Genomic DNA, 16,024 nt, shown 5'->3' on the forward strand with positions numbered 1-16,024 from the left:
GTTGTTGTATTGCTTCTGTTAAGTTCCTTATTTGTCGCGTCTTGCTGCTCTTTTTTCGGCTTCTTTGCGTAATTGTTTCTGCGCTTTTTTTGAGCCGCGTTCAATATCTTTGAGTTTCTTTCGTTCATGGAAATCTGTAAATAAACTTTCTAAATCATAGTCTTGCGGATATAGATCTTGTGCTTTCGCTTGTAATTTCAACCGTCTTCGTGGTACATTTTCGATTTTATCATTCACAAATACTTGGATTTCTTGTTCACCCTCATCTGTAAAAACCAACCCAATTTGTTGTGTTTCTGTCAATAGGACACGATCACCTTTTTGATAACGGTGTGTTTCTTCTACAAACGTGGCAAAGGTCGTTTCTTTTGCTTTCAGGGGTTTAAATAGACTTCGATTAGTAGGGTATTCTTTCCGCTGAATATAATGAGCCGCCTTTTCAATGAGCTGTGGCTCCATCTTCATTTTACGTGCAATCCAAAGAGCCTGACTATCGCCAACTTCACCAATTTTCAATTGATATTTGGGCGTTAATGTTTCACGATCGAAGGCCATTGCGGCGGGCACAAAATCGTCATGCTCTTGGGCAAAACGTTTAATTTCACCATAATGGGTCGTTGCAACTACCAAGGCCCCCTTTTGATACATCGTTTCCATGATAGCAATCGCTAAGCCAGCTCCTTCGTTCGGCTCGGTTCCACTGCCAATTTCATCTAATAAAACAAGCGTGTGTCGCTTAACGTTACGCAACATTTCCGCAATATTTTTCATGTGTCCAGAAAAAGTGCTTAACGCATTTTCCAGATTTTGCTGATCACCAATATCGACAAAAATTTCATCTAATACTGGAATCTCTGTGCCCGCTTGTGCTGGAATTTGCAACCCAAATTGTGTCATGACAGTCAATAAGCCAACTGTTTTCAAGACAACCGTTTTACCACCAGCATTGGCACCTGTAATGACAAGTCCTCGATACTCTGCTCCTAAAGAAAACGTCAATGGTACTGCGTGTTCTAATAAAAGAGGGTGTTTTCCTTGAACAATGCGCAAGCGTTCTTCTTTGTTTACTTTTGGCGTAATCCCACCAATTTCGCGACTATACTTTCCTCGTGCAAAAATAATATCTAAGGTGGTCATTGTATCGACGGCTTGATCGACAAGTCGTTCTTGCTCATTGATTAACCCTGTTAGTTCTGCCAAAATTTGATATTCTTCCGCTGTTTCTTCCGCTTTTAAGAGTGTCAATTGTTCATTTAATTTACTAATTGCTACAGGTTCAATAAAGACCGTTTGTCCTTTATTGGATTGCTCAATGATTGTGCCTGAAACCTTATTTTTATAGCTAGCTTTGATTGGTACCGTGTAATGTTCCCCTTTTTTCACCATCATATTTTCTTGAATATACAGTTGATTATTTTTATTGCGTAAAAATTTGGTGACTTTTGTTTCAATTTCTTGTTGGCATTCATTGATTTGACGCCGGATTTTCCGAAGTTGTCGAGAAGCATCGGTGGCAACTTTTTGGTTATGGATTTTCGTATAAATTTGTTCTTCGATTGCTCTGAAATCAGCTAAGTGCTGACTGTAACTAAATAGGCGTGGTGTTTGGTATTGATTTTTTTCAAAAAACTTCTGGGTTCGCTGACTACTTCTTAAAAAGTCAGCGACCTCAATCAATTCGTTTGGTGTAAGGATTAAGCCTTTTTTCACTTGTTGAAGCAAGCGGGTAATTTGGCTCAAGCCCATGAAAGGGACGTGTTGTCCGCTATCAATAATTAAGCGGGCCTCGGTTGTTTCCGTTAAGCGGGACTGCACTGTTTCTAAACGTGTTGCAGGGACCATTTTCGCCAACCGTTCTTTACTATACTCGCCAATCGCACGTGTTTGAACTTCTTTAAGAATTGTTGTAAATTGTAATTTTTGAATGGTTTCATGATTCATTTGTTTTTTCTTCCTTTCTATCACGAAAAGAATACCTGGCGCCTTTAAATAAAAACCAGTTTCTACAGAAAAAAGAGGACAACGTTCTACCGCTGTCCTCTTTATCATTGGATAAAGGTTACTAAAGAAACCTCTTTTAAAGGAGGTATTTAGTAATTGAGATGACTGACAGGTATCACTTTCTAAGCACACCAAATAAACCTTGCTTGGTTCACTGGTTATTCAACTTATCAATTAGATACCTACGACACTCACCAAAATACCCCACATTCATTTGTTGGTTTTTATTTATTCTCCACTTGAGAGTAGCAAATCTGGCGAAGAAAGTCAAATAAAGATTGGCCCTTTACTTATTCAATGTCTTTTTCATCATGGTTAGTAACGTTTTCACGTCTTCTGTTCTAGTGTCCCCTGTTTCTTGATCGATAATTGAGCTGTAGACATGAGGAATGATTTTTTTTACGCCAGCATCCACCGCAATTTGAACAATTTCTTCAAAGTTTTCTAAATCAATGCCCCCTGTTGGTTCTAAATAAAAGTCATACTTGGCACAAGCTGCTGCTACTGCTTGGTATTCTTCTTTGTGAGCCAAGCCTTTCATCGGGAAATATTTAATGGAACTGCCCCCCATGTCTTTCAACAATTTGATGGCGGTTTCGATAGGCACTTCCGCTGCTGGCGCACCAGAGCTTAACGGACCTGTCGCAATGTTAACATAGCCAACTTTGCCTGTGGGTGAAACCAAGCCATTAATCACTGTTTCGTCTTGACCAAGTAAGGCCCGCGAAGCGCCGACACCTGTGAAGACTTGGTTCACGTGTTGCGGTTGTAGAACTTCTGATAAGCGAGCCACCATTTGACTTTGATTAGGATCGCCAGCCCCTAAGCCGACAGATAAAGCGTTGTTGGTTGCTGCTTGGTATTTTTTCATATCGTCAATGGCTGCTTCATCGGTTTCATAGTTTTTTGAAAGGACGCCTAACACAACATGCCCTTCTGCTGCTTCATAACAGGCTTGGGCATTTTCTACTGAATTGGCTAAGACGTTTAAACAAATGCGTTCTTCTAAATAATTAGGTTTTAATGACATGGCTTATTTCTCCTTTGTGTCCATAATTTCTTGTAATCGTTGCACGATTTTGTTCATTTCTTCTTGATTGACAGAACGAATGTCAAATTCAATGATGCCATTGTTGGCTTGATATTCTCGCGTATAAATGGCTGGACTTTCTGCTTTTAACGCTTGGATGACTTCCTTAGCGGTTTTTCTGCCGTCCACTTTGACACTGGCGCGATAAATGTCTCGGCCAGCGCCATCTTGGACGATTTTAGCGGTTAAATCTGACAAACTGTTGATGGCTTCAACAAACGGTTTTAAGCGTTCTTGCATCGAAGCCCCTGATTCACTGCCATGCGTCAAGTATTCTTCCACTGCTTGCGTAAAGCCCAAGATATTGTCTTTGCCAATTTTCATTGCTCGACCAATGCCTTTGCCTTGTAGGCGCACCCAATCAATGTATTCTTTTTTCCCGACCACTAAACCGGCACTTGGCCCTTCGATGGCTTTGGCGCCGCTGTAAATCACCAAATCAGCGCCTGCTTCAGTGTATTTGAAAAGATCTTCTTCTGCTGCCGCGTCAACAATTAGCGGCACCTTGTGGCGTTGCGCCACTTTGGCCGCTTCGGCCACCGTCAGCATACTTTTTTGCACGGTATGATGGCTTTTGATGTATAGAATGGCCGCTGTTTTTTCGGAAATCATCATTTCCACGTGTTCTGGACTGCACATGTTGGCGTAGCCAGCTTCCACTACTTGGCCGCCGCCTTGCGCTACCATGACCTCTACAGGCGTGCCGTAGTCCACGTTGTGCCCTTTAGGTAAAACAATCTCCCGTTGTTCGATTTTTTCTGTATAGGGATGATACGCGTGGTACAAGCTGCCTTTTCCAATCAAGGCAGCCACCGCTTGGGCAATCCCCGCCGAAGCCGAGGAAACGATTTGGGCATCTTCTACCTTCAACAAGTTGGCTAAAAAGGCCCCTGTTTGCAGACTAAGTTCACTCATTTCAAAGAAATGTTCACCACCGAATCGTTGCGCCGCTAGGACTGCCTCCGAAACTTTGGAGACACCTAGAATGGTCATTTTGCCAGAAGCATTAATGACTTCTTTTAAGTAAAATTTTTCGTAACTATTCATTATTTTCTCCTTTATAACAAACCAAAGAATGAAGTGACCAAACTAACTAAGACTATCGTGCCGATAATGATACCGTAACGTGGGCCTTTTTTTACCATGAAAAAATAAATAGCCATGACTGCTGCTAAAGGAAGTAAGCCTTTCATAATTTGATCTAGGATATCTTGTAAAACAATTGTGGCACCGCCAGTAACTTTAAACGTCATCGGGCTAGCAATTTTAACATAACTCGCACTTAAAGCGCCCATCATCATCATTCCTAAAACATTTGCTGAATAAATGACTTGCTTAATTTTGCCGTCTTTTAACAAACTTAAGATTGAATTACGCCCTAATGTATAGGACTTATTTACTAACGTCCAACTGATGTATAACGTAATGGCTGTGTACAGAACCAACGGACCGATACTTCCAATCACGTTACCTCCTTTAGCCATTGGAATAAAAATGGAAATGATTAACGGCATTAATGCTGCCCAAATAATCGAATCGCCAATCCCAGCCAGCGGACCCATCAGCCCAGTTTTAATCGATGTGATCGCCGTATCAGAGATCGCTGCGCCATTGGATTTTTCTTCCTCCATAGCAATTGCAATCCCTTGAATGGAAGCTCCTACTGTTCCTTCAGTATTAAAAAAATTCAAATGACGTTTCAGAGCTTCTCTTTGTTGTTCTTCATCGTCTGCGTAAAGTTTTTTAATTGCAGGAATCATCGATGCACAAAAAACTAAACTTTGAAGACGTTCATAAGAATTTGATAATTCACAGCCTAGTTGATAAATCCAAAAGGCTTTGGATAATTCTTTTTTAGTAATTTTTTTCTGTTCCAATTGTTGTTCATTTGCTTGTGTCATTTGTTCCATTATGCTGCCTCCTCACTCAATGCCTTGTTTCTAACTAAAAAGGCAATACAGATTCCTAAAATAGCGACGGCCATAACTTCTGCGCCAAAATATACTACTGCAACAAAACCGATTAAAAAATAAGGAATCAAATTTTTCTTGCCAATTACCATAATTGTTAAGGCGAATCCTAACGCTGGTAAAATACCACCCATTACTTCAAAGCCGTGCATCAACCATGCTGGGATAACTTCTAAGACTTTATTCACCACAGATTGACCAAAAAAGTTCGCCGCAAAAACTAACGGAAAGCGAATTAAAAATCCCGCTAAAGCTGGATAAACAAACGCAGCTCGGTAAATCCCCCCATAATTTAACTCTTCCGCATATTTATCAGCCATATGCACCCACGTCGCATTGATGGTCCGCCGTAATTGATCCATAAAGACGCCTAACACACCAAAAGGAACAGCTAGTGCAACGGCAGCTTCGGCATTCATTCCCACACCTAAAGCAATCGGAATCGCGATTGCTGAAGCTAAAGCCGGATCACTAGGTACATTGCCGCCCGGTGTGGAGGTGACTCCTAGATAAACAAGTTGAATCCCCGCACCCACAACCATTGCTTCACTAAGTTTTCCTGTTGCTAAACCAGCCACCAACGCTGCACCTAATGGCTGAGACAGCATGCCTGAAAATGTGTACCCAAAACGCAAACGTGCAAACCAATAATAAAGTCCCATAATAATTGAAACACCTAAAACGCCCATATGATTCTCTCCTTTTTCTCTGATTATAGTGATTGATATTTTTCAATTAATTTTTGAATTGGTAGGGGATTTTCTTCGGGAATCGCTTGGAAGAAAACATGGATGCCCTTCGTTAAAAGTTCAGTCAAAATTGCAACATCTTCTTCAGATAAATTGATATTTTTTAAAACATTTTTCCGATTTGGTCCGCCACCTAAGCCACCAACTTGAATCTCCTCTTTAATAATTTCTTGGTCCACCATCGCTTTTAAGGTCGTTAAATCTGGCACTAAAAATAACACCTTTTTCTCTTCCTTTTCTTGCGATTCCCAATATTCTTTGGCACTTTCAATCCCTTTAATTACTACAGAAACCCCTGGAGGCGCCGCCATTAAATAAATACTTTGTAAAAATTCATCTTGCTCTAGTTCATCACTCACTACCAAAATTTCATTTGCACCTGATTGTTGTAACCATTTAGTCACTACTTGTCCATGGATTAAACGACTATCGACTCTTGTTAATACGATTTTTGACATTCTGTTCACCTATACTTTCTTATTTTGGAATTTCTAAAATTTGACAACTGTCTACTGCTGCTTGTTGAATCATCTCTGCATCTTGTAAACGAAATCCAGGACCACTTTGTTTCATGACGGATTCTAATAATAACGATGTACATAATCCGGACACAATCAGGAGGTCATAATCTTTTGATAAACGTAATGCAACATTACTAGGTGTGCCACCTTTAACATCTGTTAAAATTAGCAACTGGTTGTGCCACGTTAATTGGTCAATTTTTTCTGTGACTCGTTCTAAATAATCCCCCAGTGAATCCTCTGCTTGTAATGCAATTTCATGTACATTTGTAACTTCTCCAACAATCATCTGGACGCTTTTGACTAATTCCAAGCCCCAACCATTGTGTGTTAAAAGTAAAATTGGTTCATTTTCCATAAACAAACTCCTTTGCTAATTAATCATTTTATTAAAAGCAATAAGTGTGCCAACTTTCATTTCCGTTTGAATTAAGCCTTTTCAAAGAGCAATTCATAAATATAGCGCACTTCCAAAGGTGGAATCAACAAATTATAGGACACTTCAAGCGGTCGAAACGCCATTTTTATGACAGATACTGCTTCTGGCAACTCTCGGTATGACACTTCATAAGCTGTCGGGTCATATTCTGGATTCAATAATTGCCGTTCTAACATACAGGCACAATGAATGATAAAACGAAGTAAAATCTTTTCGTCACTTTTTATTTTGGTTTGCAAGCAAATATCTGAATAAATCTTAGCTAATTCGATCGAAATGGTTGTAGGATTCAAAACCGTTAGTAAGTCTGTAATAGCTTCGATTGATAATCCTTGAATATATTTAGCTGAAACTTTTTTTAGTAACTCTTGGTTTTGTTTTTCTTCTAAATGATGGCCTAATAATTCGAAAACTAGCTGAATGCCCCGCTTCGATAGTAAATCTTGTAAAGAAATAAACGGAATATCTGGCACTTCTGTCTTTACGGTGCCAATGATACCAACGATTTTCTCTTCTTTCCGAACAAAAGAATGCAAGCGATCAATGTCTTCCACTTCTCTTTTCTCTAAAGTAATGATGCGTACATTCGTTAGTAATTCATTGGGAAAAGTTTTTAGTAACAACTGTTCAATTTTAATAGCAGTCCCCATGCCAGTTAGACAGGAAATAATGAGAACTTTTGCCTCGTTGAAGCGACCTTTACTGCAAATCAAGGCGCGATGATTTTTTTCTTTTAAGACTGGTAATAGATACTCAAACGCCGTCGATTCATAAATGACTTCTCGCGCCACTTCTAGCAATGTTAAGAGATTGATATTGCTAATTAGCAGCACTTCCATTTGAAACGTTTGACTGATAGCATTACCAAAGTAAACCAGGGAACCGATGTCCACCATTAAAATAATTTTTTTATACTGATTTTGCTTTACAATTGTACGGACTTTTTCTAATGTTTCTTCCACTGATTGATTAATCGGCATATCAACTGCACGCATGACCGTTGTTGAAAACAGAAGGTTGGTGTACTCAACCATGCTACTGGCCGTCGCGGCACCATGTGCAACGACGATAACGCCACAGTTTTCTTCATCTGAGTGCGCTCTTTTTTTAGCTGTGACTTTACGAATAAATAGATCGAAAAAGAGGATTTCCGTATCAGCAAAAGAAATCCCAAACAATGTTTGTAGAAAGTCCACCATGGTCTTAGCAGCTTGATACTGGGTTACTTTGCCAGAATAGATATTTTTGGTATCTGAATAAAATGTTTCATTCATTTGTGCAGAATAAAAAACAGCAGAATAAAGGTGGACAATTAAAATATTCTGGAAATCCTCTGTCAATTTTTCTTGGATTAATTGTTCAAAAAAGACAATGGCTTCTTGAATTTTTGGCTGCAATGTTTCGTCAATGGCCTCTATGGCTAGCGGTTCTTGAGCAAAAATATCCATATCATAAAGTTGCTCGACTTTGTTTTGCATGATTGCTAGCGCATCCTCTGTCGAAAGAGTTAATTTTTTCAAATCCGCATATTCTTTCAATAGAAAATTATAAAAACGATCATTTTTCAGACTTTCTGATTTGAGTAACTCTTGACTGCTTAAATAAAAATGGTTGTATTGAATCGTGAGGCCATCGTTAGGTATCCACTCATTAAAAGCCAGCAGACTTTCTACATCAGGTTGCTCTTTGACTGTCCCCTCGTTTGCTTCAATGCAAATAGTTTCCGTTAATTGATCGAACACTTCTAAATAGGCTTGTGCGCTCATAAATTGAATCGCCGCTTTCAATTCGCCAACGTTGGCTTCAAAATGAGTAAACGTTAATTGTTTCAACGCCTCATAACGAATATGGATATTCTTTTGAATCCGTTGACTTTCTTCTAAGAAAAAGGACAAAATCAATTGAATTTTTTCTTTCATAGAGCGCTCGGCTAAAGCTGGAATAGCTAATGTCACAGGGATCCTTCTTAAAAACGTTTTCAAAAAATGTTGATTGACTGCTTCGGTTGTTGCAAAAATAAATTTTATCGATACATTTCTTTGTTTTTCGGCTTCGCCCATCCGTGTAAAATACCCTTTATCCAAAACTGTAAACAATTTTTCTTGGCCTTCGCTCGTTAATCGATGGACTTCATCTAAAAATAAAAAACCGCCATCTGCCAACTCCACTAAGCCTTTTTGGTCATTGACGGCACCAGTGAAACTGCCTTTTTTATAGCCAAACAGATGCGAAGTTAATAATTCTGGATTGTTGAAATATTCTGCACAATTAAAATAAATAAACGGGACTTCTTGGTTCATTTTAACTTGATAAAATTGGTGTAATTGTTCCGCAATTAAGGTTTTGCCCACCCCAGATTCTCCAGTTAGTAAAATATTCAAGCCATTAGGCGGATATAAAATAGCGGCTTTCAACTTCTTGATGGCGTCTGCTAAGCTCCCATCAAAACCAATTACGTTCGCAAATGGATTCATTTTCAGTAGCTGCTTTTTCTTATGTATCTGTTCTGTCTGTTGATAAATGTCCTCTTGCAGCGAAGCGAGGGAATCGTAGCACGTGCTACTTTTAAAAAAAGGAAACTGTTCCTCTAAGTAGTTTTTATCAAAAAATAACACTGGTCTAGATTTAATTTTAACGACTTGGTCTTTTCTCACTAATTCTGAAAGCTCTTCACTAACAGCGGTTCGGGTATAGCCAGAGGCCTGACTTAATTGCGAAGCCGTTGCGGGCAACAAGGTTTCTTTGCTACTTGGATTTTGTATGTGAAACTGTTTTAACGCTTGATGAATATTATCAATTCTCATAGTCTTTTCCCCATTTCTTTTTTGATCCAAAAGTTAATTTATTATACATTAAAACGGAAGCGGTTTCTTATTTACCATAAAAAAATCAAGTCTTTAACCAAAAGATTAAAGACTTGATTTTTATTCTCCATATTGTACAAGTTGTGTATTTTCACAATGAAAATCCAAGAAATCTTGGATTTTTTTACCATTGAAGTAGTTATCAATGACTCGCATAACCGCATTGTGGCAAACAAATAGGTAAGTTTCCTCTGAAGCTAAGGCTTCCTCAATCAAGGGATAAATTCGACCCGCGACATCTAGGACTGATTCCCCTTCTGGAAACGGCAAGGAAATCTCAGAACGATTTTCTTGGAAAGCCGTTGTTTCAATCGGTTCACCATCATAAATGCCAAAATTCATCTCAATTAAACGAGGTTCTGTTTCAGTCGTCAATTGATTTCGTTCTGCAATTTTACGGGCTGTTTCTTGCGCCCGTTTTAAAGGCGACGCCAGTAAACGGTCGATTTGAATTCCTTGTTTGGCAATTTTTTCAGCTACCAATTCCGCTTGTTGATAGCCTTTTTCGGTCAATTGCGCTTCCGCATGACCACAAATTCTACGGGCCACATTATAATCTGTTTCACCATGTCTCACTACGTACAGCATTTTTCCACCTCAGTTTTTTGTCTTGTGTCTATTTTATCTGAAATTTGGTCACAATAACACCCTATTTAGCGGTAACTTTCTGGTAATTTAAATTTTCCTTCTTGCTCAAACTGTTCGCCTACTTGGAATAAGAGATCTTCACGTCCACGAGCAGCCAGCAATTGAATACCTAAGGGTAACCCCGTTGCCGTAACATGTGTGGGCAAGCTGATGGCTGGTTGTCCTGTCAAGTTAGCTAGTTGAGTATACGGTGTTAGCTGTAAACTTTTATCAAAATAATCATAGATTAATTCAGCTAGCTCTGCTTCTGTTAATTCTGCTGCTTGCGCCATTCGTTGACGAATGTGCTCACTTTGCAAATCTTCGTTAATTTTTGGTGCTGAAAAAGCCGTTGTTGGTGATAAAAACAGATCAAATTTTTGAAAAAGTTCTTCCATCGTTACTGCTGCTTGATCCCACAACTGTAATGAATGAACATAGGTGGCTGCTGGAATCTTTTGGCCAAATTGATGCATGGTCCATGAAAAAGGTTCGATTTCTTCTTTACGAATTGGGCGCCCGAGCCCCTGTTGAATGCTATTCATCATCGCTGTAGTTTCTGCGCCGTTCATTTGATAATAGGAGCGAATCAGCGCTGCACCATCGACTGGATAAGGAATCTCAATGATTTCATGGCCAGCGGCTGCCAGAAAATCAGCCGCTTGTTTCGCCGCTTGTGTTGCTTCTGGCGAAATCATTGAGCCGATAGGCGAAGCGGTACACAGAGCAATTTTTAGCCGTTGTTTTTTAGGGTGTGTTTGCCATTCTGCCAAGGGCGCTTGGTATGGGGCGCCACTGTGGCTACCACGTAGGCCATAAAATAACGCTTTGGTGTCTCTCATAGAAATAGTCAACGCAAAGTCAATCGAGGCACCTTGCCAGCCTCGCCAGCCTTCTGGGCCGACAGGCATGGAGCCACGGCTAGGTTTTAAGCCAATTAAGCCACTAAAAGAGGCGGGAATTCGGATGGAGCCACCGCCATCGCTAGCGCCGGCGATAGGAACAATCCCGCTAGCGACAACTGCGGCAGCGCCGCCACTGGAACCGCCTGGCGAATGTTCCAGGTTCCAAGGATTGCGGGCTGGCCCGTAAAGCGCAGGGTCCGTAATATTTTTAAAGCCAAACTCTGGAGCGTTGGTTTGTCCTAAAGGCATCAAGCCAATCGTTTCTGCTTGTTTGACAAAGTTAGAGGTCGTTGTTGCAGTACTATTTTTAAAAAGTTGCGAGCCGGCCGTTGCCGACCACCCCGCTTTTTCTTGGCCTAACATTTTCAAAGGAAATGGCAAACCAGCAAATAGTGTGTCCTGCTGTTTATTTCTTTGATAAGTTGCTTCTGCTTTTTGGCTGTCAAAGGTTACAAAGCCATTGATCTTTGGATTTAACTTTTGGACTTTTTTCTCAATATCCTTTAAGAGTTCTGTGCGACTTACTTTCTGTTCTTTTAATTGTTGTACCCAATATAGTCCGTCTTTCATACAGACCCACCTCCTATACTATTCCTTATTAGTATAGCATGGTTTTTAGGGGTCATCCTGTGATGGTGATTTTCATTCGTCAAGTGCTTCTCTAATTTAAGTAAATAATTCACCAATGTAAGGAAGCAACTGCGGATGCAGTTTGTAGCCTTTATACCGTGTATTTTGGATACCTTGTTTTTTAAAGCCCCCTACTTGAATTTTTTTATTTAATTTTGTCAGCTGTTTGGTCATTTTTTTTCGATTATTGGCTGTTTCTTCTGTGTCATATATTAATTTACAAAGGCGTTCCATTGGTAAGTGTTCTTTTGGCGTACTATACAAGACAGCCAGTAGTGCACGTTCTGCGGCTGTTAGCTTTATCCCCTCTACATCTAACTTTTCATCTTCTCGTTGGATGGGTTTATTTAATTCTGCCAAAAGGAGATTTTCTCTTAATGTATCCAAAGTCGCATCCAATCGTAACCAATTGAGAATGCCATATTGATAGCTAATGCTCAATTCTTCCGAGGTAGGAATGTCTTCCGAGCGAAGAAACAACGGCGTTTTAACTCTGGCTAATTCCTTTAGATATAAATATTGTTCTTTGCGAGGAATCGTTTCGCTGAGAATGATGGCATCAAATTTTCGATAAAACAAATGACTTTCCTTAATTTCACCAATCAGACACGTCGTACAAAAAACTTGGTGATCTAAATGCTGTAAGCGGTTTTGAAAAGCAGTTTCTGATAAAATATTTTTTGTGATGACCATTATTTTCATTCTTGATTCCTCCTTAATTCTTTTTTAGTTCAAAATTTTCTCAATTTTCGTGTTTTGTTTTGATATATTTAGTATACTGGAAATTTTTCGAATTAAAATTTAGAAATTTACAAGCAAATCAGTCATTAACAGTCATTCCTGTAATCCCAGATTTATAAAGGATTTCCAATAGTCTTATTTAAAAAATGTTTGTTATTTAATTCTCAACGTGCTATTTTTTTCATTTTTTTCTTTTTTATTTAGCTAACAAACGTCAAAAAGTTGGTAGCTAATATCAACCTTTTGACGTTTGTTAGCTACTTTCTCTTGAAATCTTTGGATTTTTTTCTACTTTCACTAAAAAAAACAGCCAAAAATGGCTGTTTCTTTGCTATTTATATTTATTTCATAATATCGATTAAGTCTTTTTTTGAAGCTGCCGAGGCAGGGAAATAGCTAAATACAACCCCGATAAAGACAGAAATCCCGATGGCTAATGAAACCGTCATTAAATCTGGACGAACAGAAAACGGTAGTGCCATTGATGCTAAGTAGGCAATAATCATTCCTAAAAGATAACCAGTAATTCCGCCGATTAAGGTCAAGGCAATCCCTTCTGTTAAGAATTGCTTTTTAATATCACTGGCTGTCCCGCCCAATGCACGTCGGATACCAATTTCCTTAATCCGTTCTGAGACCGAAATGTACATCATATTCATAACGCCGACCCCAGCAATTACCAGTGAAATGGCCGCAATTGCGGAAATAAACAAGGTTAAATTATTTAATAAAGAGCCCATTTCTTTGATGGTATCTTTAACATTATATTCTTGATACGTCCCGCTGTTTTTCATGGTTCCTTGTTGAGAGAGAGTTTTTATTGTTTCTTTCAATACTTGATCTTGTTGATAGCCAGGTGCTACTGTTAGCTTCAACGTAGATGTATCTTTTAGCTTGCCGAAATAATGTTCATAGGTCTTTTTGGGAAAATAAAGTAATGAGTCATCATTACCTGGACCAATGGCACCGCTGGTATTGGTTGTCACGCCAACAATGGTAAAAAGTTGCTCTTTATATGGAAAAGTTCGATTAACTGCTGCAGTCGGGTCTTGGTAGAGTTCTTTGGCAACCAGTTCATCCACCACCACTGTTTTATCCAGTTTTGCATTGTCTCCATCATTCAGTTGGCGTCCCACCAACAATTCTTTGGTGGTTTTGTCGGCAAGTTCATAGGTTACGGAAAGATTTTTCGGTCCTGCTTGAAAATTCAGTGTACCTTTTTGGGCGCCATCAACTTCTCTTTGATCAAAATCAATTTTTTCTACGCCAGGAACCATGCGCACGACCCCTAAATCATTGTCGGTAAACATCGCTTGGTCACTAAACATATCCGAAGTGTTGTAGGCCGAAAAAGAAATCTTTTTCACATTTTCTTTTTGTTTTTCAGCAGATAATTTATCGACCATGTCTTCTTTAAAGCCGTTACCGATAGCCACGATGGTAATCACCGAAGCGATCCCGATGACAATCCCTAGCATCGTTAACAAGCTGCGTCGCTTATTTTTCAAAATGGAACGGAAGGCGGTTTTCCAAATAATTGAACGTTTCATGTCAGCACCTCCTCTAAAATCTTTCCATCACGAACTTTAATCAAACGATTGCAGTATTCAATTGTTTCTTCATCATGTGTCACTAAAATAATGGTGACACCTTCATTGTTTAATTGCTGAAAGAGCGTTAAAATTTCTTCCGATGTTTTACTATCTAAAGCCCCAGTTGGTTCATCTGCAATAATAAAACTTGGCCGATTGACAATCGCACGCGCAATGGCAACACGTTGTTGTTGTCCGCCCGAAAGTTGTTTTGGATGCTTCTTGCCTTTATCTGGCAAGCCGACTTTTGTCAGAACTTCGTGGACACGATCTTTGGCTTCTTTTGGGGTTAACCCACTATATAAAAGAGGTAATTCAATGTTTTCTTCAACTGTTAGTGTTTCAATTAAACTAAAATTCTGAAAGACAAAGCCGACTGCTTCATTTCTAATTCGGGATAGTTCCTTATCAGAAAAGTCGCCAATTTCACGGTCTTCAAATAAATACGTTCCTTCAAACTTTTTATCAATAAAGCCTAGCAAATTAATCAAAGTCGATTTCCCAGAACCAGAAGGACCCATAATCGCTAAAAATTCTCCAGCGTCTACTTGGAGGTTAATATCATCTAACACATGCAGTGTTTCTTCTTCGGAATAATAATATTTATGAATATGGGCTAGCTTAATCATTGGCAGCTACCTGAACATCTTGATTATCTTTTAATTCTTTATTGGGATTGGCAATCACTTGGTCTTTCCAATTCAAGCCACTTTTGACAACTTTACGACCTAAATTTGTTTCTGTTTCAATCGGTGTTTTTTTCGCTTTGCCCGCTTTGTAAACATAGACAAATTCTTTTTGGCCTTCTTTTTGGATTGCTGCTGTCGGTATAATCATTTGCTTTTGTGGCACAGCGATACTAGTAGACAAGCCTTCTGCCCAAGGAAAATCACCTTCTACTGTAAATTGATAACTCACTACTGGATTGCCTTCATTTTTAGCTATTGGGGTTTGCGCAATGGAAACAATTTTGCCTGGCGCTGATTTGCCTGAACCAACGGTCGTCACTGTTACTTCTTCCCCTGTCTGTAATTTATCGTAATCATATTCGGTTACTTTTCCTTGAATATTTTTCTTTTGTGTTGCAATTTTAATGACTGGTTTGTCGGTACTACTCATGGCACTAGCATCGACAGTGACTTGGCCATCAATTGGTGCTGTAACGACTGTGTTGACTTTGCCACGTGTTTGTTCAAGCGTGTTTGCTGCTCCGACGGCATCACTGTTGGCTAATTGAAGGGCTTGGTTAGCTTGGGCGACTTCACTATTCGCAGCACTAACGGCTTCATTCAATTGCTGAATTTCCGCATTTAGTGTTTCTTTCTCTTCAGCCTCTTTTGCGGTGTTTAATTTTTGCTTGGCTGCAGCAACTTTGTTTAAGGCTTCATTGTATTTTTGAGTGGCTAAGTTAACGTTCTCTTGTGCTTGTTGAACTTGAAGATTATTCCGATTAACGGCATTCGCTTGTTCTGTTTCTGTGGCTTGGATGTCTGAGTTATTGTACGTTAACAATGGACTATCTTTCTTGACTTCTTTACCATTTTCAACATTTATTTCGGCAATTTTTCCTAAAGAAGGATCAAAGAAAATATCCCGAGTATCTAGAAAACTCACTTGACCATCTAATTTTAATGAGGCCATTTCTGTAATGGTATACGTTGTGTATTCAGGTTCAACTTCTTTTGAAGAAAAAACTGTTTTTGCTCCGATAAATCCGACGACGACCACTGCGGCACCAATACCGAACCACACTTTTTTATTTCGCTTCTTCTGGCCTGACTTTTTCATTTATTTGTTCCTCCTTGATTTCTGTTGACGAGTTTGTCATTTTATTTAGTATATAATGAATAAAAAAACTGGTCCCTTCATCTTCCTATCATTCCTCTTACAGTTTT

General features: G+C 39.2%; 14 protein-coding genes. All 14 read right to left on the reverse strand.

Annotation, left to right across the window (positions count from 1 at the left end):
- Positions 1–27: 27 nt before the first annotated feature.
- A complete protein-coding gene (locus tag IGK54_RS11475; protein WP_430603001.1) occupies positions 28–1,941 on the reverse strand; it encodes an endonuclease MutS2 in 1,914 nt (637 codons plus the stop codon).
- Between the two features lie 346 nt (positions 1,942–2,287).
- Complete coding sequence (gene dagF, locus IGK54_RS11480) at positions 2,288–3,031, reverse strand: 2-dehydro-3-deoxy-phosphogluconate aldolase (protein ID WP_430603003.1); 744 nt, start codon at positions 3,029–3,031, stop codon at positions 2,288–2,290.
- A gap of 3 nt (positions 3,032–3,034) precedes the next feature.
- Entirely contained in the window at positions 3,035–4,138 is a 1,104-nt protein-coding gene (locus IGK54_RS11485) for a DgaE family pyridoxal phosphate-dependent ammonia lyase (protein WP_430603005.1), read from the reverse strand.
- A gap of 11 nt (positions 4,139–4,149) precedes the next feature.
- Positions 4,150–5,001 carry a PTS system mannose/fructose/sorbose family transporter subunit IID gene (locus tag IGK54_RS11490; RefSeq protein WP_002359140.1) on the reverse strand — a complete coding sequence of 284 codons (852 nt, stop codon included), beginning with the start codon at positions 4,999–5,001 and terminating at the stop codon, positions 4,150–4,152.
- A complete protein-coding gene (locus tag IGK54_RS11495) occupies positions 5,001–5,750 on the reverse strand; it encodes a PTS mannose/fructose/sorbose/N-acetylgalactosamine transporter subunit IIC (protein ID WP_002355079.1) in 750 nt (249 codons plus the stop codon). Before IGK54_RS11495 ends, IGK54_RS11490 begins: the two co-directional genes overlap by 1 nt.
- Before the next feature lie 23 nt (positions 5,751–5,773).
- Positions 5,774–6,268, reverse strand: a complete 495-nt coding sequence (locus IGK54_RS11500; protein WP_002355078.1) for a PTS system mannose/fructose/N-acetylgalactosamine-transporter subunit IIB — start codon at positions 6,266–6,268, stop codon at positions 5,774–5,776.
- Positions 6,269–6,287: 19 nt separating this feature from the next.
- Positions 6,288–6,689 carry a PTS sugar transporter subunit IIA gene (locus tag IGK54_RS11505; protein ID WP_430603007.1) on the reverse strand — a complete coding sequence of 134 codons (402 nt, stop codon included), beginning with the start codon at positions 6,687–6,689 and terminating at the stop codon, positions 6,288–6,290.
- Between the two features lie 71 nt (positions 6,690–6,760).
- Positions 6,761–9,574, reverse strand: a complete 2,814-nt coding sequence (locus IGK54_RS11510; protein ID WP_430603009.1) for a sigma 54-interacting transcriptional regulator — start codon at positions 9,572–9,574, stop codon at positions 6,761–6,763.
- Positions 9,575–9,694: 120 nt separating this feature from the next.
- Complete coding sequence (locus tag IGK54_RS11515; protein ID WP_002393993.1) at positions 9,695–10,222, reverse strand: histidine phosphatase family protein; 528 nt, start codon at positions 10,220–10,222, stop codon at positions 9,695–9,697.
- 65 nt (positions 10,223–10,287) lie between these two features.
- The gene (locus tag IGK54_RS11520) at positions 10,288–11,736 is read right to left on the reverse strand and encodes an amidase (protein WP_430603011.1); all 1,449 of its coding nucleotides are present in this window, start codon (positions 11,734–11,736) and stop codon (positions 10,288–10,290) included.
- A gap of 96 nt (positions 11,737–11,832) precedes the next feature.
- Positions 11,833–12,498 (reverse strand): helix-turn-helix domain-containing protein, encoded by a 666-nt coding sequence (locus tag IGK54_RS11525; protein WP_002359135.1) that lies wholly within the window; start codon positions 12,496–12,498, stop codon positions 11,833–11,835.
- A gap of 380 nt (positions 12,499–12,878) precedes the next feature.
- Positions 12,879–14,087 (reverse strand): ABC transporter permease, encoded by a 1,209-nt coding sequence (locus IGK54_RS11530; RefSeq protein ID WP_142957044.1) that lies wholly within the window; start codon positions 14,085–14,087, stop codon positions 12,879–12,881.
- Positions 14,084–14,758, reverse strand: a complete 675-nt coding sequence (locus tag IGK54_RS11535; protein ID WP_002365285.1) for an ABC transporter ATP-binding protein — start codon at positions 14,756–14,758, stop codon at positions 14,084–14,086. The genes IGK54_RS11530 and IGK54_RS11535 overlap by 4 nt, the downstream gene beginning before the upstream one ends.
- Complete coding sequence (locus IGK54_RS11540; protein ID WP_002359132.1) at positions 14,751–15,917, reverse strand: efflux RND transporter periplasmic adaptor subunit; 1,167 nt, start codon at positions 15,915–15,917, stop codon at positions 14,751–14,753. Before IGK54_RS11540 ends, IGK54_RS11535 begins: the two co-directional genes overlap by 8 nt.
- Between the last annotated feature and the right edge of the window lie 107 nt (positions 15,918–16,024).

Origin of the sequence: Enterococcus sp. DIV2384, assembly GCF_050534975.1 — a bacterium.
Classification (GTDB): domain Bacteria; phylum Bacillota; class Bacilli; order Lactobacillales; family Enterococcaceae; genus Enterococcus; species Enterococcus faecalis.

Coding starts and splice junctions, on each gene's coding strand:
- IGK54_RS11475 (WP_430603001.1), bottom strand. CDS start 1,941: ATGAATCATGAAACCATTCAAAAATTACAATTTACAACAATTCTTAAA.
- dagF (WP_430603003.1), bottom strand. CDS start 3,031: ATGTCATTAAAACCTAATTATTTAGAAGAACGCATTTGTTTAAACGTC.
- IGK54_RS11485 (WP_430603005.1), bottom strand. CDS start 4,138: ATGAATAGTTACGAAAAATTTTACTTAAAAGAAGTCATTAATGCTTCT.
- IGK54_RS11490 (WP_002359140.1), bottom strand. CDS start 5,001: ATGGAACAAATGACACAAGCAAATGAACAACAATTGGAACAGAAAAAA.
- IGK54_RS11495 (WP_002355079.1), bottom strand. CDS start 5,750: ATGGGCGTTTTAGGTGTTTCAATTATTATGGGACTTTATTATTGGTTT.
- IGK54_RS11500 (WP_002355078.1), bottom strand. CDS start 6,268: ATGTCAAAAATCGTATTAACAAGAGTCGATAGTCGTTTAATCCATGGA.
- IGK54_RS11505 (WP_430603007.1), bottom strand. CDS start 6,689: ATGGAAAATGAACCAATTTTACTTTTAACACACAATGGTTGGGGCTTG.
- IGK54_RS11510 (WP_430603009.1), bottom strand. CDS start 9,574: ATGAGAATTGATAATATTCATCAAGCGTTAAAACAGTTTCACATACAA.
- IGK54_RS11515 (WP_002393993.1), bottom strand. CDS start 10,222: ATGCTGTACGTAGTGAGACATGGTGAAACAGATTATAATGTGGCCCGT.
- IGK54_RS11520 (WP_430603011.1), bottom strand. CDS start 11,736: ATGAAAGACGGACTATATTGGGTACAACAATTAAAAGAACAGAAAGTA.
- IGK54_RS11525 (WP_002359135.1), bottom strand. CDS start 12,498: ATGAAAATAATGGTCATCACAAAAAATATTTTATCAGAAACTGCTTTT.
- IGK54_RS11530 (WP_142957044.1), bottom strand. CDS start 14,087: ATGAAACGTTCAATTATTTGGAAAACCGCCTTCCGTTCCATTTTGAAA.
- IGK54_RS11535 (WP_002365285.1), bottom strand. CDS start 14,758: ATGATTAAGCTAGCCCATATTCATAAATATTATTATTCCGAAGAAGAA.
- IGK54_RS11540 (WP_002359132.1), bottom strand. CDS start 15,917: ATGAAAAAGTCAGGCCAGAAGAAGCGAAATAAAAAAGTGTGGTTCGGT.